The following is a 20,597-nucleotide window of genomic DNA, read 5'->3' on the forward strand; positions in this document are numbered from 1 at the left end:
TTCGGTTGGCCGGCCGCCATGGGCAGCGGGGGTCAGACCACCAGCCCGGTCATCGGATCGGCGCCGATCATCAGGTTCAGATTCTGCACCGCCGCGCCGGCCGCGCCCTTGCCGAGATTGTCGAGCATCGCGACCAGGCGAGCCTGCGTGTTTCCGGCGTCGGCGAAGACCCACAGGTCGAGCCGGTCGTTGGGCGCGGCATGTTCGACCAGCAGCAGCTCGTCGGGCTGATCGTCGTGCACGGTGATGAGCGGCGCGGCATCGAAGGCGGCGTGTAGCGCGCCGAGCATTGCGCCGCGCGACGGCGGAACGGGGAGGGCGGCGAGCGGCAGCGGCACTTCGACGATCATGCCGCGGAACGCGCGCGTGACATTGGGGGCGAAGAGCGGCGGATGCGCGAGCCCCGCGTGGCGCTGCATCTCCGACACGTGCTTATGCGCGAGCGAGAAGCCATAGCCGCGATAGGCGAGCTCGGGTTCCGCCGCGAAGCGAGCGATCAGCGCCTTACCTCCGCCCGAATAGCCCGAGACCGCGTTGACGCTGAGCGGCCAATCCGCGGGCACGAGCCCGGCACGGACAAGCGGCGCAACGAGCGCAAGGAAGCCGGTAGGATAGCAGCCAGGGTTCGACACGCGCTTTGCATTCGCGATGTCGAAGCCGAGTTCGGGAAAGCCGTAGGTCCACCCGTCGGCGACGCGATGCGCGCTCGACGCATCGATCACGCTTGTTGCAGGATTGTCGATCAGCGCCACCGCCTCGCGCGCCGCATCGTCGGGCAAGCAGAGGATCACCATATCGGCGTCGTTGAGCGCGGCGCGGCGCGCGTCGGCGTCCTTGCGACGATCATCGGGCAGCGTGACCAGTGTCAGGTCGTCGCGTCCCGAGAGTCGCTCGGCGATCTCGAGACCCGTGGTTCCGACTGCTCCGTCGATGAAGACGCGCATCATGCCGGCTGGCCGAGCGCTTCTGCGTCGAGATAGCCGACAAAGCCGCTCGCCGGCGCGACGCCCCATGCGATCGCTCCCGTCACGTCGAGCAGCTCGAACACGTCGCCCGCGTGCAATACGACGAGGACGCCGCCGTCCGGTTTACGCTCCGCGCGAAGTGCCGCTTCTTTGACGAGTGGAAGGGGAATGGCTTCGGCATAATGCGGCGCAAAGACTTTCTCGGCGAGTCGGACGTCAGCGATGTCGGGGCGGATTGCCTCGCGCGTCGGATCGAATGCGCGCGAGCGTCCGGTAAGCGCGAACGACCTACGCGCTGGCGCGGCGCTGAGGGGGCTCTTCTCCCTCGCCGATGAACTGACCGAACTCCTCAAGAAAATCTGCCCCTTCGGATGTGCGTGCGACGAAGATATTACGCTTGTCGCTGTCGTCACGCTGGCGCCGCAGATAGCCGAGCGCGCCGAGCCTGTTCAAGGCGCGAGTGACGACGGGTTTCGAGACATTGAGAATACGGGCAAGGCCGCGTACCGTGTGCGGGCCGGGTTTGAGGTAGACGACGAGCAACAGCGCCATCTGCCGATTGGTCAGATCAGGCTCGCCCGAGCGAACGTAATCGACCAACGTCTTCATCCATGAGCTCAGCTCTGTATTCATGAAGCTCGCCACGGTACATCTTCCGGGTTCGGGGACCGGATGGTCCAGCCGTTCGCGAGAGTTAACGTCCTCCTGCGCCACTGGTTTCAGCCCCGTGACGAATTCGGCAGGCTACTCGTTTTCCGGACGTACGACCGGTCGGACGACGGCGGCAGTTGATCGCGCGGGGGGCTCGCCCTATGTGCGCGCATCCGCTTCGGGCGGCCGGCCAACGATCGAGACTTGCATGTTCACCTTCCTCCTCGTCCTTCAGGCGATCATCGCCGCCGCCCTCGTGACGGTGATCCTGATGCAGCGATCGGAGGGGGGCGGGCTTACCACCGGTGGTAGCCCGTCGGGACTGATGTCGGCGCGCGGCGCGGCCGATTTGCTGACGCGCGCGACGGCGGTCCTGGCAAGCGCGTTCGTGTTGCTGTCGATCGGCCTGGCGGTGCTCGCCGCGACTCGCGGCGGGACCAGCGTCGATACCTCGCTCGAGCGGACGGTTCCCGTTACCGCACCGGCGCCTGCGCCTAAAGCCGATGGCGCGCCCTTTGCGGGTGCGCAGGACGAGGCCGCGCGGGCCGCAGCGAACGCGTCTACGCCGGCCGACAACGGCGTGCCGCTCGCCAACTGATCGTACCGCTTCGCCGGTTTCGCGGCGCCTGCGCGTGCGCAGGCGCTTGTTCCCCATGCCTGATAAAGAGTAGTCCGATATCCCCATGGCGCGGTTCATTTTCATCACCGGCGGCGTGGTCTCCTCGCTCGGCAAAGGTCTGATGGCGGCAAGCCTTGCCGCCCTGTTGCAGGCGCGTGGCTATCGCGTGCGGATCCGCAAGTTCGATCCCTATCTGAACGTCGATCCGGGCACGATGAGCCCGTACCAGCACGGCGAGGTCTACGTTACCGACGACGGCGCGGAGACCGACCTCGACCTCGGCCATTACGAGCGCTTCACCGGCGTTGCCGCGCGGCAGAGCGACAATGTAACGTCGGGGCGCATCTATCAGCAGATCATCCAGCGCGAGCGGCGCGGTGACTATCTCGGCGCCACGGTGCAGGTTATCCCGCACGTCACCGATGCGATCAAGGCGTTCGCGAAAGATCAGACCGACGATCTCGACTTCGTGCTGTGCGAGATCGGCGGGACGGTCGGCGATATCGAATCGCTGCCGTTCATCGAGGCGATCCGCCAGCTCAAGAACGAGGTCGGCCGCGGCAACGCGATCAGCGTCCACGTCACGCTGGTGCCGTATATTGCCGCGGCGGGTGAGCTGAAGACCAAGCCGACGCAGCATTCGGTGCGCGAACTCGCCGCGCTCGGCGTACAGCCCGACGTACTGGTTTGCCGATGCGAAAAGCCGCTGCCGCCGTCGGATCGCGCCAAGATCGCGCTGTTCTGCAACGTGCCCGAGACCGCCGTCATCCCGGCGCTGGATGCAAAGAGCATCTACGCCGTTCCGCTGCAATATCATGGCGAGGGGCTCGATACCGAGGTGCTGCGCGCGTTCGGCATCACGCCGTCGTCGGCGCCCGACCTGTCGCGCTGGACCGAGATCGTCGATCGCCTGACCAATCCCGAGGGGGAGGTGACGATCGGCGTCGTCGGTAAGTATGTCGGGCTGCAGGACGCGTACAAGTCGCTCAACGAGGCGCTGGTGCACGGCGGGATCGCCAATCGCGTCAAGGTCAACATCCGCTGGATCGACGCAGAGCTGTTCGAGAACGACGATGCGGAGATCGCAGCGCATCTCGAGCCGTGCGACGCGATCCTCGTGCCCGGCGCCTTCGGCGAGCGCGGCGCGGAGGGCAAGATCGCCAGCGTCCGCTTCGCCCGCGAGCGCGAGATCCCCTATTTCGGCATCTGTTTCGGCATGCAGATGGCGTGCGTCGAGGGTGCGCGCGACCTCGCGGGGATCAAGGACGCGTCGTCGACCGAGTTCGGGCCGACGAGCGAGCCCGTCGTCGGGCTGATCACTGAGTGGATGGGACGCGACGGGCTGGAGAAGCGCGAGGCGGAGGGCGACCTCGGCGGTACGATGCGGCTCGGCGCGTACGAGGCGAAGCTCGACGGGAACAGCGTCGTCGGTTCGATCTACGGCGACACGACGATCTTCGAGCGGCACCGCCACCGCTACGAGGTGAACACCGGCTACAAGGAAGCGCTCGAGAAGGGCGGGCTGGTGTTCTCGGGCATGTCACCTGACGGGACGCTGCCCGAGATTGTCGAGCGGCCCGACCATCCGTGGTTCGTCGGCGTGCAATTCCACCCCGAGCTGAAATCCAAGCCGTTCGACCCGCATCCGCTATTCGCTAGCTTCATCGGTGCCGCGGTGAAGCAGAGCCGGCTTGTCTGACGACATCGACCTGCCACCGTGGCGGGTGGAGGCGTCGCGCTACGTGATTGACGATACCTGGTTGCGCGTGCGCGCCGACGATTGCGTGGCGAACGACGGCGTGCGGATCGCGTCGTTAAACATTCCGACTGGTGATCGTCGTCGCGTCGACGATGAAGGATGCCTGCTGCTCGTCAATCAACATCGCCACGGCTGGGGCGTTGTCTCATGTGAGCAGCCGATCGACGCGGTCGATCCGGAGGATGCCGACATCGTCTCCGCGGGCCGGCGCGAGCTACTTGAAATGACGGGATATGGTGGTGGCAGTTAGCGGTAGGCCGCGACGCTGGCGCCAAATCAGGCGAATCGCTGCCGCATGGTGCTCGCGACCCGCGTCACCAGGTTCGCGGAGCCGCAGGACGCGCCTACCGAGCGCTTGCACCTCGTTCGCCATTCGTTCGCCGAAGCGGTCTCAATCGCTCAAAACGGGGCATCGTTCAGGCAATGCATGTCGCGGCACTCGCGATCGAGTTACCCGATTACTAGTCGCCGGCGAGTGCTATAATCGCGCGGCGATCGGCGTGACGAAGGCGCCCGGACCAATCGGCCCGGACGCCCCACGACGCCTCTCAAGGGAGCAAAAAGGCGCCGAACTGTCGCGCCGACGTCACGCCGCCTGGGCGGTGTCCGCGTCGCGCTTGTCCTCGACCACCGTCGGCTTCTGCCCGGTCTTTATCGAGATGCTCTTGGGCTTCATCGCCTCGGGCACTTCGCGGACCAGATCGACGACGAGCAGACCGTCATTCAGCCGCGCGTCCTCGACGAAGACGAAGTCGGCAAGCTCGAAGCGGCGTTCGAAGCTGCGCGTGGCGATGCCGACGTGCAGGAAATTCGGGCCATTCGCCTTGTCGTCCTTCTTGCCGGCGACGAGCAGCAGATTCTGCTGTGCTGTGATCTCGATCTCGTCACGCGAGAAGCCGGCGACCGCAAGCGTGATGCGGTAGCGATCCTCGGCGAGCCGCTCGAGGTTGAACGGCGGATAATTTTCACTCGTCGCGCGGGTATTGGCTTCGATGAGGTCGAACAGACGGTCGAAGCCGATGGTCGAACGACGATAAGGGGTAAGATCTAGACGCATCTTCCAAGTCCTCCAATGAGCGAGTTGAAAAGCAGCAGCGTGCACGGCGGCCCCGCTGCTGTCTGCACGGCCCATAGCGGCGCCACGCCCGAAAGATTTGGTACCGGCACAACCGTTTTCAAGGGTCGCGGCATGCCGACATTCAGGCTCGTAGGACCGACGATGCCATCACACGGTTGATCACTTGATGGCGCGCAAACAAAGCGGCGGCGCCGCAAGAAGATCGCAAGCATAAGGTGGCCGGTGCAGTCGGCCATAAAAGCAAACGCCCGGATCGTTTCCGACCCGGGCGCCTGCGTGACGATCACTCGTCAGCCCCCTTTGTTGCTCCCGCCCGCACGCCTTTACAGGCGGAGCTGAAAGCTTTTTCCCCGAACCACGGCCATTGCCTGTGTGCCAGTGACTTATTGCTAGGTTGAGCCTCGGCGCGCGTCCACCAAAATGAACGGGAGCTAAACCGAATGCGGCGCGCGTGTGACGATTCCGCAACAGCGCCGTTGCCAGCGAAAGGCGGCGTGGGTAGAGCGCGCGGCATGATCCTGTCGCGCTACGAACGAATGATCGCGCGGCGCTATCTGCTTCCCGGCCAAGGCGAACGCTTCATCGTCCTCGTCGCAGGCTTTAGCCTGGGCGCGGTGATGCTCGGCGTCGCGGCGCTGGTGATCGTGATGAGCGTCATGAATGGCTTCCGCGCCGAACTGTTCGACAAGATCGTCGGGCTGAACGGCCATGCGGTGGTGCAGGGAATCGGCGGCCGCCTGACCGACTGGCGCGACGTCGTACGACAGGCGGATGCCACCCCGGGGGTGACGCGCGCGGTGCCGCTCGTCGAGCAGCCGCTGATGTCGACGTACAATGGGCGGGTCGAAGCGGTGCTGGTGCGCGGGATGCGCGTGTCGGACATCCGCGGCAATTCGGCGATCGGCCGCAACGTCATCACCGGCAGTATCGCGTCGCTGACGCCCGGATCGAACCGCGTCGCGCTCGGCTCGCGGCTGGCCGAATCACTCGGTGCCACCGTCGGATCGGAGATTACGCTGATCAATCCTGCGGGTCAGACGACACCGTTCGGCACCGTGCCGCGCTACGTCAACTACACCGTCGCCGCGGTGTTCGAGATCGGCGTGTACGATTACGACAAGGCCTATGTCATCATGCCGATGGAGGATGCGCAGACGCTGCTTCTGCTCGGCGACGCGGTGGGGATGATCGAACTCGACACGGTTGACGCCGATCGGGTCGGCCAGATCCTGGCGCCGCTGGCGGAGAAGGTCGGGCGGTTCGCGGTGGTGAGCGACTGGCGGCAGATGAACGCGCAATTGTTCGAGGCGCTGGCGGTCGAGCGCGTGGCGATGTTCGTGGTGCTGTGCATCATCATCCTCGTCGCGGCCTTCAACATCGCCTCGTCGCTGATCATGCTGGTCCGTGCGAAGACGCGCGACATCGCGATCCTACGCACCATGGGGGCAACGCGCGGCGCGATGATGCGGATCTTCATGTCGGTCGGCGTCGCGATCGGCGTGCTCGGCATCGTCGCCGGGCTCGCGCTCGGCGCCATCTTCCTGTTCTATCGCCAGGCGGTGGTGAACTTCGTCCAGCTCGTCACCGGGCAGAACCTGTGGGATCCCTCGATCCGCTATCTCACCGAGCTGCCGTCAAAGCCGGATCCGGTAGAGATCGTTGCGATCGTCCTGATCACCGCGCTGATGACGCTGCTCGCCACGGTGTATCCCGCGTACAAGGCGGCGAGCACCGATCCCGTTCAGGTGCTGCGCTATGAGTGAGCCGGTTCTCGCGACGCGCGGCCTATCGCGCAGTTTCACGCAGGGCGGCGAGACGATCGCGGTGTTGCGCGGCGTAGAGTTGGCGGTTCAGCCGGGAGAGATCGTCGCGCTGCTCGGTCCGTCTGGCTCGGGCAAGTCGACGTTGCTCCAGGCGGTAGGCCTGCTCGAGGGCGGGTTCGACGGTTCGATCCGCATCGCGGGCGCCGAGGCGGCCAAGCTCGACGCTCACGGGCGAACGGTGGTGCGGCGCGACTCGCTGGGGTTCGTCTATCAATTCCATCACCTGCTCCCCGATTTCGACGCGCGCGAGAATGTCGTGCTGCCGCAGCTCATCTTTGGGGCTGAGCGCGAGGCGGCAGAGGAACGGGCGGCGACGCTGCTGACCGCGCTCGGGCTGGGACATCGACTAACTCACCGGCCGAGCCAATTGTCGGGCGGCGAGCAGCAGCGCGTCGCGGTGGCACGCGCACTGGCCAACCGCCCGGCGCTGGTGCTCGCCGACGAACCGACGGGCAATCTCGACGAGAATACCGCCGACCGCGTGCTCGGCGAATTCCTTCGGCTGGTACGCGAGGAAGGCTCCGCCGCGCTCGTCGCCACGCATAACGAGCGGCTGGCGGCGAAGATGGACCGAGTCGTGCGCCTTCACGAGGGCGTCCTGCAGTGAACGCGTGGCGCGACGCGCCCGTGCTTATCGGCCGTCATGTCCGCCTGCGTCCGCTCGAGGCGGCGGATCGCGACGCTCTTGCCGCGGCGGCGGCGGGGCTTACCGATCTCTTCTACGCCAACGTCTCGGGGCTCGCAGACCCCGATCGCTTCATGGCGTCGGCGCTGAAGGAGCGTGATTATGGCCGCGCAATGCCCTTCGCGGTCGAGACGCCCGATCACGCGATCGTCGGGCTTACGCGTTTCATGCGGATGAGTGAGGCGCACCGCCGGGTCGAGATCGGCGGCACCTTCTACGCCCCTGCGGTGCAGCGCAGCGGCGTCAATACCGAGGCGAAGCTGCTGTTGCTCGGCCACGCCTTCGACGTGCTCGGCTGCAACGTGGTGCAGATCCGCACCGACTGGTTCAATCGCGCCTCGCAGCGCGCGATCGAGCGGTTGGGCGCAAAGCGCGACGGCGTGCTGCGCTCGCATCAGGTGATGGACGGAAGGGTTCGCGATATCGTCGTCTACTCGATCATCGCGGGTGAATGGCCAGGGGTGCGCCAGAATCTGCAGCATCTACTGGCACGGCATGAAGGGGCGGGGCGATGAGCGCGATCACTGATTTTGAGGTCAAGGCGGCGAACGGCAGCGCCGCCTCACTGGCCGAATATCGCGGCAAGGTGCTGCTGATCGTCAACACCGCCTCGAAATGCGGATTAACCCCGCAATACGCCGGGCTCGAGAAGCTGCACCGCGACTATGCCGATCGCGGCTTCGAGGTGCTCGGCTTCCCGTGCAATCAGTTCGGCGCGCAGGAGCCGGGCGATGCGGCGGAGATCGCCAGTTTCTGTTCGCTGACCTACGACGTGAGCTTTCCCGTCTTCGCCAAGATCGATGTCAATGGCCCTTCGGCCGATCCGCTGTTCGAACGCCTCAAGGCCGAGGCGCCGGGGCTGATGGGATCGAAGGCGGTGAAGTGGAACTTCACCAAGTTCCTGGTCGATCGCAACGGGCGGGTGGTCACCCGCTATGCGCCGACGACCAAGCCCGAGGATATTCGGCCCGACATCGAAAAGCTGCTCTAGCGCCCTCACCGCTCGGTAAGCGTGTGATCGGCACGCGCCCGAGAGGCCGCGCAAGTTGCGCTAATCCACAGGCTTTGCGCGCCCGGCGCTGGCGGAATCAGCGGCGAGTCCCTAGCCTAGGGGCATGTCGCATTCCGGGTTCGTGCCGCTCCGTATCTTCTCGTCCTACACCATGCTTGACGGCGCGATCGAACCGAAGGCGATCGCCAAGCAGGCTGCCAAGCTCGGCTTCCCCGCCGCCGGATTGACCGATCGCAACGGGCTGTACGCGGCGATGGCCTTCTCCGACGCGTCGTTTGATGCAGGCGTGCAGCCGATCATCGGAACGATGCTGGGCATGGCGCGGCCCGACATGCCCGAAGGCGTCGCGCCGATCGTCGATTGGATCGCGCTCTACGCGCAGGACGCGCGCGGCTACGACAACCTCTGCGAATTGGTCAGCCGCGCGCATCTCGACCGGCCGATCGATCTCGCCCCGCACGTCACGTTCGACGCGTTGGCGCAATGGTCCTCGGGCGTGATCGCGCTGACCGCGGGCGGGGAAGGCGGGCTCGCGCGCCTCTTCGCCGAGGATCAGCCCGATCGCGCGCGGCGCTACGCCGATCGGCTGGGCGAAATCTTCGGCGATCGCCTCTACGTCGAACTGTCGCGGCGCGGCGAGGCAATCGAGGAGCGTGCGGAGGCAGCGTTGATCGATCTCGCCTACCAGCGCGATCTGCCGCTTGTCGCGACCAACCCGTGCTGCTTTTCCGAACGCGCATTCGGCGGCGCGCATGACGCCATGCTGTGCATCGCCAATTCGACGTACGTCGAGAGCGAGGATCGGCCGCGCAGTTCGCCCGACGCGTGGATGAAGCCGGCCGACGCGATGCGCGCGCTGTTCGACGATCTGCCCGAAGCGATCGACAACACGCTGGTCGTCGCCCGCCGCTGCGCGATCGCCGCCCCCAAGCGCGCGCCGATCCTGCCGAGCCTTGCGGGCGATCGCGAGGGCGAAGCGGCGATGCTGCGTACTGAGGCGCACGCCGGTCTCGACGCGCGTCTCGCGCGGATCGCCGAACTTGCGACCGAACCGTTCGCCGAGGGGTGGCAGGCAGCGTATCGCAGACGGCTTGATTTCGAGCTCGACGTCATCATTCAGATGGGGTTCCCGGGTTACTTCCTGATCGTTGCGGACTTCATCAAGTGGGCGAAATCGCACGATATTCCGGTCGGCCCGGGGCGCGGATCAGGCGCCGGCTCGGTGGTCGCCTGGGCGCTGACGATCACCGATCTCGATCCGCTCCAACTCGGTTTGCTGTTCGAACGCTTCCTCAACCCCGAGCGCGTCTCGATGCCCGACTTCGACATCGACTTCTGCGAAACGCGGCGCGGCGAGGTGATCCGCTACGTGCAGGAGAAATACGGCCGCGATCAGGTGGCGCAGATCATCACCTTCGGTAAGCTCAAGGCGCGCGCGGTGCTGAAGGACACCGGGCGCGTCCTGCAGATGAGCTACGGCCAGGTCGATCGTCTCGCCAAGCTGGTGCCCAACCATCCGACCGATCCCTGGACGTTGAAGCGCGCGATCGACGGCGTTCCCGAACTGCACCGTGAGTACGCCAACGACAATCAGGTGCGCCACCTGCTTGACCTCGCGATGCAACTCGAGGGGCTGCCGCGCCACTCCTCGACGCACGCGGCGGGGGTGGTGATCGGCGATCGCCCCCTGTCGCAGCTCGTGCCGCTGTATCGCGATCCGCGTTCGGACATGCCCGTCACCCAGTTCGACATGAAATACGTCGAGGGCGCGGGGCTGGTGAAGTTCGACTTCCTCGGCCTGAAGACGCTCTCAGTTCTGAAGCGTGCACTGCAACTGCTTGCAAAGCGCGACATTCACGTCGATCTCGATGCGCTGACGTGGGACGATGAAGCGGTCTACGCCCTGTTGCAGAAGGGCGATACGGTTGGCGTTTTCCAGCTCGAATCCGAGGGGATGCGCCGCACGCTATCGGCCGTGCGACCGACCAATTTCGGTGATATTATCGCGCTCGTCTCGCTGTACCGCCCGGGCCCGATGGACAACATTCCATCGTTCGGACGGCGCAAGCAGGGGACGGAGGCGATCGAATATCCGCATCCGCTGCTCGAACCGATCCTGGCCGAGACCTACGGCATCTTCGTCTATCAGGAGCAGGTGATGCAGGCCGCGCAGGTGCTGGCCGGCTACTCGCTTGGCGGCGCCGATCTGCTGCGCCGTGCGATGGGCAAGAAGATCAAGGCCGAGATGGACGCGCAGCGTGCGACCTTCGTCAAAGGCTGCGCATCGGCCAACCAGATCCCGGCCGATCGCGCCAACGCGCTGTTCGACTTGATCGACAAGTTCGCGGGCTACGGCTTCAACAAGAGCCATGCGGCGGCCTATGCGTTGCTCGCCTATCAGACGGCGTGGCTGAAAGCGCATTACCCGCACGAGTTCTTCGCCGCGTCGATGGCGTACGATATCCACCAGACCGACAAGCTTGCGATCTTCTGTGACGACATGCGAAGAACGCAGGTCAAGTGTCTGCCGCCAAACATCAATCGTAGCCAGGCTGACTTCGACGTCGAGGTCGATGCGGAGGGGCCGGCAGTGCGTTACGCGCTTGCCGCGCTTAAATCGGTCGGCGAGGGGGCGATGGAGAAGCTGGTCGCCGAGCGAGCGGCGAGCGGCGCGTTCGCGAAGCTCGATGATCTGGCACACCGCGTCGATCCCCGGCTGATCAACAAGCGCCAGCTTGAAACGCTTGCCGCGGCGGGCGCCTTCGACCCGATCGAACCAAACCGCGCCGGCGTTTTCGCGGTGGCCGAGACGATGCTCGCAGTGGCAGCGCGGACGCACGACGCGCGCACCAGCGGGCAGGGTGGGCTGTTCGGCGATGCCGAGCCCGCGGGGGATGCGATCAAGCTTCCCGCGTCGGCGCGCTGGACCATGGCCGAGCGGATGGAACAGGAGAAGGAGGCGTTCGGCTTCTATTTTTCGGCGCATCCGGTCGACCGGCACGCGCATCTCGCGAAGAGCCACGGCGCGCGCCTCTACACCGCGCTTGCCGAGCTCGCGATCCCGGACGACGGAACGCGCGCCGGCGCAACGATGGCGGTGCTGGTCGAGGAGGCGCGGTGGCGCACCTCGGCGCGCGGCAAGCGGTATCTGATGGCGACGCTGAGCGACCAGAGCGGGCAGTTCGTCGCGACGTGTTTCGACGATGCCGTGGCCGGCGATCTCGAGGAAGCGGCGCGGGCGGGCGGCTGTGGGCTCGCTACGGTCGAACTCGATCGGCGCCCGGGCGAGGAAACGCCGCGCGTGACGGTGAAGCGTATTCAGCCGTTCGAGACGCTGGCCTCGCTCGCTCGTTTTGTCGTCGAGGTGGTGATCGATGCGCCCGTAGCAATGCCGGCGCTCGCGGCGATGCTCGAGCACCAGCGCGGCGCGCGCGGCGAGGTGATCGTACGCGCGCTGGTGGCGAACGGCGAAGCAACCGTGCTGCTCGGGCGCGACTTCCTGCTGGACATCGAGCTGGTTCAGCAGATCGAAGGGCTACCGGGCGTTAGGCAAGTGACGCTGCGCCAGTCGGAGACGCGGCTCGCGCTGGTGGGCTGACGACAGCCGACTCGCCGCTCAGAACAGCTCGCCCTGCGGCCCGCGCGGCGGGCGGAAGAGGTCGGTGCGCAGCTGCATCTTCTCGCGGTTCTGATCGATGCCGTGCTTTCGGCGCGCGATCAGGAAGCGGGTGCGCAGCAGATCCGCCCACGGCCCCTGTCCGCGCATCCGGGTGAAGAAACCGGGATCGTTGTCGCGCCCGCCGCGCAGCGACTGGATCGTTGCCATAACCTTGTTCGCGCGATCGGGGAAATGTGCGTCGAGCCAGGCACGGAACAGCGGGGCGACCTCCCACGGCAGGCGCACGGGGATGAACGAGACACCGCGTGCGCCCGCCGCTGCGGCACGCGCGACTACCGCCTCGACTTCGTTGTCAGTGATCGCGGGAATGATTGGTGCCATGTTGACGTAAACCGGCACGCCGGCGTCGGCGAGCGTGCGCACTGCCGCCAGCCGGCGCTCGGGATGCGGCGCGCGTGGCTCAATCGTCATCGCGATTCGCGGATCGAGCGACGTCACCGAAATCGCGACGCCGGCAAGGCCCTTCGCCGCCATCGAGGCGAGCAAATCGAGATCGCGCACTACTCGGTTCGACTTGGTGGTGATCATCACCGGATGGTCGCATTCGGATAAAATCTCGAGCAATTCTCGCGTGATGCGCCATGTCGCTTCGATTGGCTGATAGGGGTCGGTGTTGGTCCCCATCGCGATCGGTGCGCAGCGATAGCCCGGTCTTGATAGCTCGACGCGCAGCAACGCCGCCGCATCGGGCTTCGCGAACAGCTTGGTTTCGAAGTCGAGCCCGGGCGACAAATCGTGGAAGGCGTGGCTTGGGCGCGCGAAGCAGTAGATGCAGCCGTGCTCGCAGCCACGATAGGCATTGATCGAACGGTCGAACGGCACGTCCGGTGACGTGTTTCGGGCGATGATCGTTCTTGGCCGCTCGATTGTTACAGTGGTGCGGATGGGCGGCACGGCGCCGTCGATCGCCTCGCGCTCGTCGAGCCAGTCACCGTCAGCCTCAGTCTGCGGCAGGTTGAAGCGCGCGCTCTCCGCGTTCAGCGTCGCGCCGCGGGCGACTCGTTTGGATGGCTGCGCCATCCGTAGGAACGTATCAGGAACATATGTGGCGTCAACGCCACTTGCCGGTCTCCATCCAGCGAAGCAGCGGCTTGAGTGGGGTGATCCATACGATGCCGGTGACGACGTAGAACACAAGCTGCGCGATCCAGTGCCAGCCGCCGATCACGTCGGAAAAGCTGACGATGACGATGCACCAGACAAGAATCAGCGTGAGGATCGCGAGCATGCCAACGGGTTTGCGCCACGATGGCGTCATGCTTCTATCCAATCGTTCTCGGTGATGATGGCGTGGAGCGGCACATCCCACGGATCCGTGGGAATGTAATCGACCTGCTGTACGGCAAAGGCGATGCCGATCCGCCGCGCGTTCGGATAGGCCGCGAAGGCGCGATCGTAGTGGCCTGCGCCTTGTCCCAATCGGGAGAGGCGGCCATCGAAGGCGACGAGCGGTGTAAGAATGATATCGGGGGCAACGGGTGCCGCGCTGTCGGCCGGTTGGGAAAGCCCGAAGGGGCCGACACTGAGCGCCCGCCCGATCTGCCATGAGAGGAAGCGCAGCGGCGTCGCCCTGTCCACCACATACGGTAGCGCGAGCGCGCAGCCAGCGGCCCAAGCCGCTTCGTGCAGCGGCGCAGGATCGGCTTCACCGCCGATCGGCCTGTAGCTCGCCACCGTCAATTCCGGCGCGAGCAACGCGCGAAAGATCGCCGGAACTTGGAGGGTGGGGCGCTCGTCGCCCAGGGCGGCGCGTGCCGCGCGGGCCGCCCGTCTGATTGCCTGCTTGTCGATCACGTTCGGCTCAGCGGAAGAGGGTGACGGGACCGCCGTGGCCGTTTGCCGGGATATCCACTGACGCCTAATACGTCAGGTGGGGACCATGTACGTCGGACCAGGGTCCGGGCAGGGACAGCCCCCTAGGATGATGAATAGCCTCAGGGATAGTTGCTGGCTCGCACCGGGCAGTACCCGTCGAGCACGATCTAGTCATTGTCGGGCAGATGCTCAAGGGCGGCGGCGAGCGCTTCGAGCCGATCGGCGACATAGGCGAGTGGGACATCGTCCGTCGGGGGCGGCGCGCTCTTGGCGTCGTTCAGCTCGTCGGCGAGCATCAGCGCGATCAGCAACATCGCGCGCGCCGTGTCGGTGTCGCCGGCGGCACGCCGCGCGCGATCCCAGCGTGCCTCGACCATCGCGCCAAGCTTGCGGACCTGCGCTTCCTCGCCGTCACGACAATTGACCGGCCAGCGGTTGCCGCCGATCTCGAGCGTCACGCGCGCCATCAGCCGACGTCCTTTGCCGCGCCGGCGGTCGTTCGATCGATTTCCACAATGGTAGCGGCGACTTCCAGCCGCAGCGCGTGATGTCGTTCGCGCAGCGCCAATTCGTGATGCGCGCGCCGATCCAGCGCCACCTCGATGCGCCTGATCGCGGCATCGATCCGCGTCACAGCGTCGTTATTTGTCATGGCGTTGGCTTAAGGTGCTGCCACGGCATCGGCAAGCCCCGATCCCGCGGCACGGCAGGGGTAACCGGCGGGTGTGGTTGACGCGGCGCATCACTCGCGCAAAGGCGCGCCTATTATTCGGGACGAGCGGAGAATCGGGCGGCATGACGAAGGTTGCGATCAACGGTTTCGGGCGCATCGGCCGCCTGGTGGCGCGGGCGATGCTGGAGCGCGGCGGCGATCTGGAACTGGTGACGATCAACGATCTCGCCGATGCCAAGTCCAACGCCTGGCTGTTCAGCCGCGACAGCGTGCACGGCCGCTACCCCGGCACCGTGGTGGCGGAGGGCAATGATCTCGTCATCGACGGCAAGCACATCCGCGTGACGGCCGAGCGTGATCCGGCGAACCTGCCGCACAAGGAACTCGGCGTCGACCTGGTGCTCGAGTGCACCGGCTTCTTCACCGATCGCGCGAGCGCGCAGAAGCACATCGACGCCGGCGCGAAGAAGGTGCTGATCTCGGCACCGGCGAAGGGCGTCGACCTCACCGTCGTCTACGGCGTGAACCACGACAAGCTCGAGGCGGGGCATGCCATCGTCTCCAACGCGTCGTGCACCACCAACTGCCTCGCGCCCGTCGCCAAGGTGCTGAACGATGCGATCGGCATCGAGCGCGGCCTGATGACGACGATCCACGCCTACACCAACGACCAGAAGATCCTCGACCAGATCCACCCCGATCTGCGTCGCGCCCGCGCCGCGGCGATGAACATCATCCCGACGACGACCGGCGCCGCGCGCGCGGTGGGCGAGGTGCTGCCCGAACTGAAGGGCAAGCTCGACGGTTCGGCGGTGCGCGTCCCCGTCGCCGACGGCAGCCTCGTCGACCTCACCTTCACGCCGAAGCGCGATACCAGCGTCGAGGAAGTCAACGCGCTGCTCAAGGCCGCCGCGGAAGGCCCGATGGAAGGCGTGTTGTTCTATTCGGACGAGCCGCTCGTCTCGATCGACATCGTCCACACCCCCTATTCGTCGACCGTCGACAGCCTGGAAACGGCAGTGATCGACGGTAAGCTCGTCCGCGTCGTCAGCTGGTACGACAATGAATGGGGTTTCTCGAACCGCATGGTGGATACCGCCGCGCTGATGGCGAAGCTGGGGTAATGTCGATCGGCCGCCTCGCCGGGATCGCGCGTCATGCGTTTCCGAAATCGCCGATGGAGGTGATCGAGGCGGCCGAGGTGACGCTCGAAGGCGGCATCGCGGGCGATTATCGCGGCGCGATGAAGGGCAAGCCGTACAAGCGACAGGTGACGCTGATCGAGCGCGGGGACTGGGACGCGGCGATGGCCGATGTCGGCCATGCGTTGCCGTGGCAGGAGCGGCGCTCGAACCTGCTCGTCGACGGGCTCGATCTGCCGCAGGTCGCCGGCGCGCGGTTGCGTATCGGGGCCGACGTGATTCTCGAAGTGACGCGCGAGACCGATCCGTGCGAGCGGATGGAAGCGCTCGCGGACGGGCTGAAGGCGGCGCTTGCGAGCGACTGGCGCGGCGGCGTCTGTACGAAAGTAGTGCACGGCGGCCGGATCGCCGTCGGCGATGAGATCAGGATCGAGGAATCATGCCTAAGTCATTCCGTACACTCGACGATATCGGCAGCGACATCCGCGGCAAGCGCGTCCTCGTCCGCGAGGATCTGAACGTCCCCTTCGCCGACGGTGCGGTGACCGACGACACGCGGCTGCGCGCCACGCTGCCGACGGTGCTCGAACTCGCCGACAAGGGCGCCATTGTCCTGATCCTGGCGCACTTCGGTCGTCCCAAGGGCGTGCCGACACCGGACATGTCGCTGGCGCAGATCGTCAAGCCGTACGAGGCGGTTCTCGGTCGCGCCGTCCGCTACGTCGACTGGGAAGGCGACACGGCGAACGTCGCGACGCTTCAGCCGGGCGATATCGCTGTGCTGGAAAATACGCGTTTCTTCGGCGGCGAGGAGAAGAACGCCGGCGACGTGATCGATCGCTTCGCCGCGCTGGGCGACTTTTACGTCAACGATGCCTTCTCCGCCGCGCACCGCGCGCATGCCTCGACCGAAGGTCTCGCCCACCGGCTTCCGGCCTTCGTGGGCCGCGCGATGGAGGCGGAGCTCGACGCGTTGCAGAAGGCGCTCGGCGAGCCCGAGCATCCCGTCGCCGCGGTGGTCGGCGGCGCGAAGGTGTCGACCAAGCTCGATGTGCTGAAGCACCTCGTCGGCAAGGTCGATCACCTCATCATCGGCGGCGGCATGGCCAACACCTTCCTCGCCGCGCGCGGCGTCGACGTCGGTAAGAGCCTGTGCGAGCACGATCTGACCGGCACGGCAGAGGAGATCCTCGACGCCGCGGATCGGGCCGGCTGCACCGTTCACCTGCCGTACGACGTCGTCGTCGCGAAGGAGTTCAGGCCGAACCCGCCGACGCGCACCGTCAACGTTCACGAGGTCGCGCCCGACGAGATGATCCTCGACGTTGGCCCATCGGCGGTCGAGGCGCTCGGCGATGTCCTCAAGAACTGCCGCACCCTGGTATGGAACGGGCCGATGGGCGCGTTCGAGACGGCGCCGTTCGACACCGCCACCGTCGCGCTCGCCAAAACGGCGGCCGCGCTGACGGTCGACGGCAGCCTCGTCTCGGTCGCGGGTGGGGGCGACACCGTCGCCGCGCTCAATCACGCCGGCGTTGCCGACGACTTCACCTTCGTCTCCACCGCGGGCGGCGCCTTTCTCGAATGGATGGAAGGGCGCGAGCTGCCCGGCGTCGCCGCGCTGACGCGCTGAGCCGTCCGCACGGCGACTAGCCAAAGCGCCGTGCCCCGCGTACGAGGCGCCGCATACGTATGCATGACGCGAAGGGGACTGCCACGATGACGCCTGCCGAGATGACCACCAAGATCGCTACCGGTGAGGGTTTCATCGCCGCGCTCGACCAGTCGGGCGGGTCGACGCCGAAGGCGCTCAAGGGATATGGCATCGAGGAAGGCGCCTGGTCGAACGACGAAGAGATGTTCGGCCTGATCCATGACATGCGCGCGCGGATCATCACCTCGCCATCATTCACCGGCGACAAGGTGATCGGCGCGATCCTGTTCGAGCGCACGATGGATGGCGAGGCCGGCGGCAAGCCGGTGCCGCAGGCGCTGCAGGATCGCGGCGTCGTGCCGTTCCTCAAGATCGACAAGGGGCTGGAGGACGAAGCCAACGGCGTGCAGCTTATGAAGTCGATGCCCGGCCTCGACGCGCTGCTCGATCGCGCCGCGAAGCTCGGCATCTTCGGCACCAAGGAGCGCTCGGTGATCAACCTCGCCAATCGCGAAGGGATCGCCGCGGTGGTTGCGCAGCAGTTCGAGGTGGCGCAGCAGGTGCTGGGTCACGGCCTCGTCCCGATCATCGAGCCCGAGGTGAACATCAAGAGCGCGGAGCGCGTCCAGGCGGACGAGATTCTGCGCGACGAGCTGGCGAAGGCGCTCGACGCGATGCCGGGCGATGCCAAGGTGATGCTCAAGCTGTCGCTGCCGACCAAGCCCGATCTGTTCTTGCCGCTCGTTCAGCACCCGCGCGTGCTCCGCGTCGTCGCGCTGTCGGGCGGCTACGAGCGGCCCGAGGCGTGCGTCGAGCTGGCGAAGAATCAGGGCGTCATCGCCAGCTTCAGCCGGGCGCTGCTGCAGGATCTGCGCCACGGCATGAGCGACGCCGAGTTCGACGCATCGCTCGGTTCGGCGATCGACGAGATCTGGCGCGCGTCCGCGCGCAAGGCACCCGTCGCCGCAGCAGCGTAAGCGCGCGTGGTCGAGCGCAAAGCCGACCCTGATGAAGCATGGACGGCGGTCGACGAGTATATCGTTGATCGCCTGATCCCCGACGATCCGTCGCACGTGCGCGACGCGAATGCCGCGGCGGGCCTGCCCGACATCGACGTGTCGATACCGCAGGGCAAGATGCTGCATTTGCTGGCGCGTGCGTGCGGCGCCCGTCGCGTGCTCGAGATCGGCACGCTCGGCGGCTATTCCACCGTATGGCTGGCGCGTGCCGTCCCCGCGGACGGAGCGGTCGTCACGCTCGAGATCGATCCCCATCATGCCGAGGTAGCGCGCGCCAACCTTGCCGCAGCCATGCTCGCCGATCGCGTCACGGTGATCACCGGCGACGCGCACGCCAGCCTCGCGGCGCTGACCGGCGCGTTCGATCTGGTGTTCATCGACGCCGACAAGCCCTCAAACGTTGCCTATTTCGCAGAAGCGACGCGGCTGTCGCGCCCGGGTACGATGATCATTATCGACAATGTCGTGCGCGAAGGCGACGTGCTCGATCCCACCAGCGACGATCCGCGCGTTCAGGGAACGCGCGCGCTGTTCGATGCGATCGCTGGCGAACCGCGCCTCAGCGCGACCGCGGTTCAGACCGTCGGCGCAAAGAAATGGGATGGGTTCATCGTCGCGTTGGTCGACTGACCCGATGACCGGAAAAGCGTGGAGCGGGTAACGGGAATCGAACCCGTGTATTCAGCTTGCAGCGCAGAAACCGCGCATTTCTCACGTTTTTCTGTGCAGAATCTACCTATCTCAGTCCAATATCGTCCAATGTAATTCAAGCTTGATGACCTAACTCTGGATACGCAGGTTGGGCGTTCGGATGCCTTTCAAGCGGATAGGGAATTACCCGCGGCGGGTAGAACATAACGAGAACTTAAACCCCACAGAACTTTACGTGAACAAGTTACACCGAACGCATCAAGTATATGTAGACACGACGCCGCAACGGACCTATCAGGCGAATCATGTCAGCGATCGACGGCAAGCTACAAGAATACCAGCTAGAGGTCGGTTATTGGACCGACCGACAGCGCGGGTATGAGTCGCAAGCGCGAGAGTGCGCGCTTAAGGCCGACCTGCTCCGCTCGCGTATCGCGGGTATCAAGGAAGCCTTGCAGATCCTTGAGTCGACGGAGGCGGAGGCGCCTTCAACCGAAGCGTCAGCTTCAGGCGCTGCGCGTTTGACCGTCCGCAAGCGCCAGCGCAGCCTAACGGGTCATTGGCAGCAGATCATGCAGTTGGTGGATGGTCACGAGGGCTTTGACTACGACACTCTAGCCGAAGCCGTCGAAGCCGTTGGGCACGATGCCAATCGCGACACTCTGCGATCGCAAATGTCACTCTACAAACAGAGTGGAATCGTCGAAGCTATCGAAGATGGGCGCTTCCGCCTCACGGACGCGGGTCGCCGTGTGGCAGGAATTGCACAATCAGATACGGGGGAAGTCCCCCCGAACGAGAACGGGGCGGCAGAAGCCGCCCCGGAAGCCCGGCCGGACGCCAATCCGGCCTAACCGAAACCCCGAACCCCCAATGATCTAGAGAGGTAGGTGCAAGCGTGACGGCGATATTATGAACCCAGCCGGTTGAACCGGCAGGCCCTGCGCCGGCGTGGCCGGGGCAGGGCCATACTCCTACGTCGATGTGAAAAACTCGTCAACAAGAGGACTATGGTTATGACAAAGAATGGAGGCGGGAAGCCGCCCACTCCGCGTGACAGCGGAAAGAACCCTTCCTCGATTGCTGGGCGTGTGCTTGGCGGGGGGAAGCCGACTGCGGCTGAGGCGCGCATTCTCGCCGCGTCTGTCATGTCTCAGAACCAGAAGCCCTAGCCGTAAAACTAAGGCTATGGGTTAGCTAAGTTATAGAACGCAGCGTGCAGGTGTGTGGATCATCTCCGACATCTGCACGCTGTTTGTTTATTCGACTAGGTCGTAAACTCACAAAGGTGGCCAACATGGACGCTTAGGCGTTTTGCGCGATCGCTATGAGTGCGCTGATTGCGAGTAGGGCGGTGAAGAACGCGTAGAAG

General features: G+C 65.5%; 23 protein-coding genes. 14 read left to right on the forward strand and 9 right to left on the reverse strand.

What is annotated here, in order from left to right; genetic code table 11:
- Window positions 1-32: 32 nt before the first annotated feature.
- From argC to F1C10_RS02830, 3 genes are read right to left on the reverse strand one after another with little or no spacing between them, the layout of a single operon-like run.
- The gene (gene argC, locus F1C10_RS02820) at window positions 33-944 is read right to left on the reverse strand and encodes an N-acetyl-gamma-glutamyl-phosphate reductase (protein ID WP_374939361.1); all 912 of its coding nucleotides are present in this window, start codon (window positions 942-944) and stop codon (window positions 33-35) included.
- Entirely contained in the window at window positions 944-1,318 is a 375-nt protein-coding gene (locus tag F1C10_RS02825; protein WP_258043030.1) for an SH3 domain-containing protein, read from the reverse strand. The genes argC and F1C10_RS02825 overlap by 1 nt, the downstream gene beginning before the upstream one ends.
- On the reverse strand, window positions 1,254-1,574 hold the full coding sequence (locus F1C10_RS02830) for a MarR family transcriptional regulator (RefSeq protein ID WP_185210032.1): 321 nt from the start codon (window positions 1,572-1,574) through the stop codon (window positions 1,254-1,256). Before F1C10_RS02830 ends, F1C10_RS02825 begins: the two co-directional genes overlap by 65 nt.
- Window positions 1,575-1,824: 250 nt before the next feature.
- Here F1C10_RS02830 and secG point away from each other — a divergent pair, with 250 nt between their 5' ends.
- From secG to F1C10_RS02845, 3 genes are all read left to right on the forward strand, one after another.
- Complete coding sequence (gene secG, locus F1C10_RS02835) at window positions 1,825-2,214, forward strand: preprotein translocase subunit SecG (protein ID WP_185208624.1); 390 nt, start codon at window positions 1,825-1,827, stop codon at window positions 2,212-2,214.
- A gap of 85 nt (window positions 2,215-2,299) precedes the next feature.
- Window positions 2,300-3,934, forward strand: a complete 1,635-nt coding sequence (locus tag F1C10_RS02840; protein WP_085809484.1) for a CTP synthase — start codon at window positions 2,300-2,302, stop codon at window positions 3,932-3,934.
- A complete protein-coding gene (locus F1C10_RS02845; RefSeq protein WP_185208626.1) occupies window positions 3,927-4,244 on the forward strand; it encodes a hypothetical protein in 318 nt (105 codons plus the stop codon). The genes F1C10_RS02840 and F1C10_RS02845 overlap by 8 nt, the downstream gene beginning before the upstream one ends.
- A gap of 336 nt (window positions 4,245-4,580) precedes the next feature.
- Here the strand turns inward: F1C10_RS02845 and F1C10_RS02850 are convergent, their stop codons facing one another.
- On the reverse strand, window positions 4,581-5,051 hold the full coding sequence (locus tag F1C10_RS02850) for an Hsp20 family protein (RefSeq protein ID WP_185208628.1): 471 nt from the start codon (window positions 5,049-5,051) through the stop codon (window positions 4,581-4,583).
- 533 nt (window positions 5,052-5,584) lie between these two features.
- Between F1C10_RS02850 and F1C10_RS02855 the strand changes: the two genes are divergently transcribed.
- From F1C10_RS02855 to dnaE, 5 genes are all read left to right on the forward strand, one after another.
- Window positions 5,585-6,835, forward strand: a complete 1,251-nt coding sequence (locus F1C10_RS02855; RefSeq protein WP_185210033.1) for a lipoprotein-releasing ABC transporter permease subunit — start codon at window positions 5,585-5,587, stop codon at window positions 6,833-6,835.
- A complete protein-coding gene (locus tag F1C10_RS02860) occupies window positions 6,828-7,502 on the forward strand; it encodes an ABC transporter ATP-binding protein (RefSeq protein ID WP_185208630.1) in 675 nt (224 codons plus the stop codon). The genes F1C10_RS02855 and F1C10_RS02860 overlap by 8 nt, the downstream gene beginning before the upstream one ends.
- Complete coding sequence (locus F1C10_RS02865) at window positions 7,499-8,095, forward strand: GNAT family N-acetyltransferase (protein ID WP_185208631.1); 597 nt, start codon at window positions 7,499-7,501, stop codon at window positions 8,093-8,095. Before F1C10_RS02860 ends, F1C10_RS02865 begins: the two co-directional genes overlap by 4 nt.
- Window positions 8,092-8,571 (forward strand): glutathione peroxidase, encoded by a 480-nt coding sequence (locus F1C10_RS02870; protein ID WP_185208633.1) that lies wholly within the window; start codon window positions 8,092-8,094, stop codon window positions 8,569-8,571. Before F1C10_RS02865 ends, F1C10_RS02870 begins: the two co-directional genes overlap by 4 nt.
- A gap of 124 nt (window positions 8,572-8,695) precedes the next feature.
- Window positions 8,696-12,190 (forward strand): DNA polymerase III subunit alpha, encoded by a 3,495-nt coding sequence (gene dnaE / locus F1C10_RS02875; RefSeq protein WP_185208635.1) that lies wholly within the window; start codon window positions 8,696-8,698, stop codon window positions 12,188-12,190.
- Window positions 12,191-12,208: 18 nt separating this feature from the next.
- Here the strand turns inward: dnaE and F1C10_RS02880 are convergent, their stop codons facing one another.
- From F1C10_RS02880 to F1C10_RS02900, 5 genes are all read right to left on the reverse strand, one after another.
- Window positions 12,209-13,291: a PA0069 family radical SAM protein gene (locus F1C10_RS02880; RefSeq protein WP_185208637.1), complete on the reverse strand. Its 1,083-nt coding sequence runs from the start codon at window positions 13,289-13,291 to the stop codon at window positions 12,209-12,211.
- 31 nt (window positions 13,292-13,322) lie between these two features.
- Entirely contained in the window at window positions 13,323-13,529 is a 207-nt protein-coding gene (locus F1C10_RS02885; protein WP_185208639.1) for a DUF2842 domain-containing protein, read from the reverse strand.
- Window positions 13,526-14,065, reverse strand: coding sequence for a 5-formyltetrahydrofolate cyclo-ligase (locus F1C10_RS02890; protein WP_185208640.1), 540 nt, complete (start codon window positions 14,063-14,065; stop codon window positions 13,526-13,528). Before F1C10_RS02890 ends, F1C10_RS02885 begins: the two co-directional genes overlap by 4 nt.
- A gap of 188 nt (window positions 14,066-14,253) precedes the next feature.
- Window positions 14,254-14,553: a cell division protein ZapA gene (locus F1C10_RS02895; RefSeq protein ID WP_185208642.1), complete on the reverse strand. Its 300-nt coding sequence runs from the start codon at window positions 14,551-14,553 to the stop codon at window positions 14,254-14,256.
- Entirely contained in the window at window positions 14,553-14,738 is a 186-nt protein-coding gene (locus tag F1C10_RS02900) for a hypothetical protein (protein WP_185208644.1), read from the reverse strand. Before F1C10_RS02900 ends, F1C10_RS02895 begins: the two co-directional genes overlap by 1 nt.
- 143 nt (window positions 14,739-14,881) lie before the next feature.
- Between F1C10_RS02900 and gap the strand changes: the two genes are divergently transcribed.
- From gap to F1C10_RS02930, 6 genes are all read left to right on the forward strand, one after another.
- The gene (gene gap, locus F1C10_RS02905) at window positions 14,882-15,883 is read left to right on the forward strand and encodes a type I glyceraldehyde-3-phosphate dehydrogenase (protein WP_185208652.1); all 1,002 of its coding nucleotides are present in this window, start codon (window positions 14,882-14,884) and stop codon (window positions 15,881-15,883) included.
- Window positions 15,883-16,419: an MOSC domain-containing protein gene (locus F1C10_RS02910; protein ID WP_308458074.1), complete on the forward strand. Its 537-nt coding sequence runs from the start codon at window positions 15,883-15,885 to the stop codon at window positions 16,417-16,419. Before gap ends, F1C10_RS02910 begins: the two co-directional genes overlap by 1 nt.
- On the forward strand, window positions 16,341-17,534 hold the full coding sequence (locus tag F1C10_RS02915) for a phosphoglycerate kinase (protein WP_185208654.1): 1,194 nt from the start codon (window positions 16,341-16,343) through the stop codon (window positions 17,532-17,534). The genes F1C10_RS02910 and F1C10_RS02915 overlap by 79 nt, the downstream gene beginning before the upstream one ends.
- An 86-nt stretch (window positions 17,535-17,620) precedes the next feature.
- Window positions 17,621-18,532: a fructose bisphosphate aldolase gene (locus F1C10_RS02920; RefSeq protein ID WP_185208656.1), complete on the forward strand. Its 912-nt coding sequence runs from the start codon at window positions 17,621-17,623 to the stop codon at window positions 18,530-18,532.
- A 6-nt stretch (window positions 18,533-18,538) separates the two neighbouring features.
- The gene (locus F1C10_RS02925) at window positions 18,539-19,204 is read left to right on the forward strand and encodes an O-methyltransferase (protein ID WP_185208658.1); all 666 of its coding nucleotides are present in this window, start codon (window positions 18,539-18,541) and stop codon (window positions 19,202-19,204) included.
- A gap of 326 nt (window positions 19,205-19,530) precedes the next feature.
- Window positions 19,531-20,079, forward strand: coding sequence for a hypothetical protein (locus F1C10_RS02930; protein WP_185208659.1), 549 nt, complete (start codon window positions 19,531-19,533; stop codon window positions 20,077-20,079).
- The last annotated feature ends 518 nt before the right edge of the window (window positions 20,080-20,597 follow it).

It is taken from the genome of Sphingomonas sp. NBWT7 (assembly GCF_014217605.1).
Classification (GTDB): Bacteria; Pseudomonadota; Alphaproteobacteria; order Sphingomonadales; family Sphingomonadaceae; genus Sphingomonas.

Excerpts from the sequence above, each read along its gene's own strand:
- F1C10_RS02930 (WP_185208659.1), top strand. The coding sequence starts at position 19,531 with ATGTCAGCGATCGACGGCAAGCTACAAGAATACCAGCTAGAGGTCGGT.
- F1C10_RS02830 (WP_185210032.1), bottom strand. The coding sequence starts at position 1,574 with ATGAAGACGTTGGTCGATTACGTTCGCTCGGGCGAGCCTGATCTGACC.
- F1C10_RS02855 (WP_185210033.1), top strand. The coding sequence starts at position 5,585 with ATGATCCTGTCGCGCTACGAACGAATGATCGCGCGGCGCTATCTGCTT.
- F1C10_RS02870 (WP_185208633.1), top strand. The coding sequence starts at position 8,092 with ATGAGCGCGATCACTGATTTTGAGGTCAAGGCGGCGAACGGCAGCGCC.
- secG (WP_185208624.1), top strand. The coding sequence starts at position 1,825 with ATGTTCACCTTCCTCCTCGTCCTTCAGGCGATCATCGCCGCCGCCCTC.
- gap (WP_185208652.1), top strand. The coding sequence starts at position 14,882 with ATGACGAAGGTTGCGATCAACGGTTTCGGGCGCATCGGCCGCCTGGTG.
- F1C10_RS02895 (WP_185208642.1), bottom strand. The coding sequence starts at position 14,553 with ATGGCGCGCGTGACGCTCGAGATCGGCGGCAACCGCTGGCCGGTCAAT.
- F1C10_RS02860 (WP_185208630.1), top strand. The coding sequence starts at position 6,828 with ATGAGTGAGCCGGTTCTCGCGACGCGCGGCCTATCGCGCAGTTTCACG.
- F1C10_RS02880 (WP_185208637.1), bottom strand. The coding sequence starts at position 13,291 with ATGGCGCAGCCATCCAAACGAGTCGCCCGCGGCGCGACGCTGAACGCG.
- F1C10_RS02885 (WP_185208639.1), bottom strand. The coding sequence starts at position 13,529 with ATGACGCCATCGTGGCGCAAACCCGTTGGCATGCTCGCGATCCTCACG.
- F1C10_RS02900 (WP_185208644.1), bottom strand. The coding sequence starts at position 14,738 with ATGACAAATAACGACGCTGTGACGCGGATCGATGCCGCGATCAGGCGC.
- F1C10_RS02910 (WP_308458074.1), top strand. The coding sequence starts at position 15,883 with ATGTCGATCGGCCGCCTCGCCGGGATCGCGCGTCATGCGTTTCCGAAA.
- F1C10_RS02840 (WP_085809484.1), top strand. The coding sequence starts at position 2,300 with ATGGCGCGGTTCATTTTCATCACCGGCGGCGTGGTCTCCTCGCTCGGC.
- dnaE (WP_185208635.1), top strand. The coding sequence starts at position 8,696 with ATGTCGCATTCCGGGTTCGTGCCGCTCCGTATCTTCTCGTCCTACACC.
- argC (WP_374939361.1), bottom strand. The coding sequence starts at position 944 with ATGCGCGTCTTCATCGACGGAGCAGTCGGAACCACGGGTCTCGAGATC.
- F1C10_RS02915 (WP_185208654.1), top strand. The coding sequence starts at position 16,341 with ATGCCTAAGTCATTCCGTACACTCGACGATATCGGCAGCGACATCCGC.
- F1C10_RS02850 (WP_185208628.1), bottom strand. The coding sequence starts at position 5,051 with ATGCGTCTAGATCTTACCCCTTATCGTCGTTCGACCATCGGCTTCGAC.
- F1C10_RS02920 (WP_185208656.1), top strand. The coding sequence starts at position 17,621 with ATGACGCCTGCCGAGATGACCACCAAGATCGCTACCGGTGAGGGTTTC.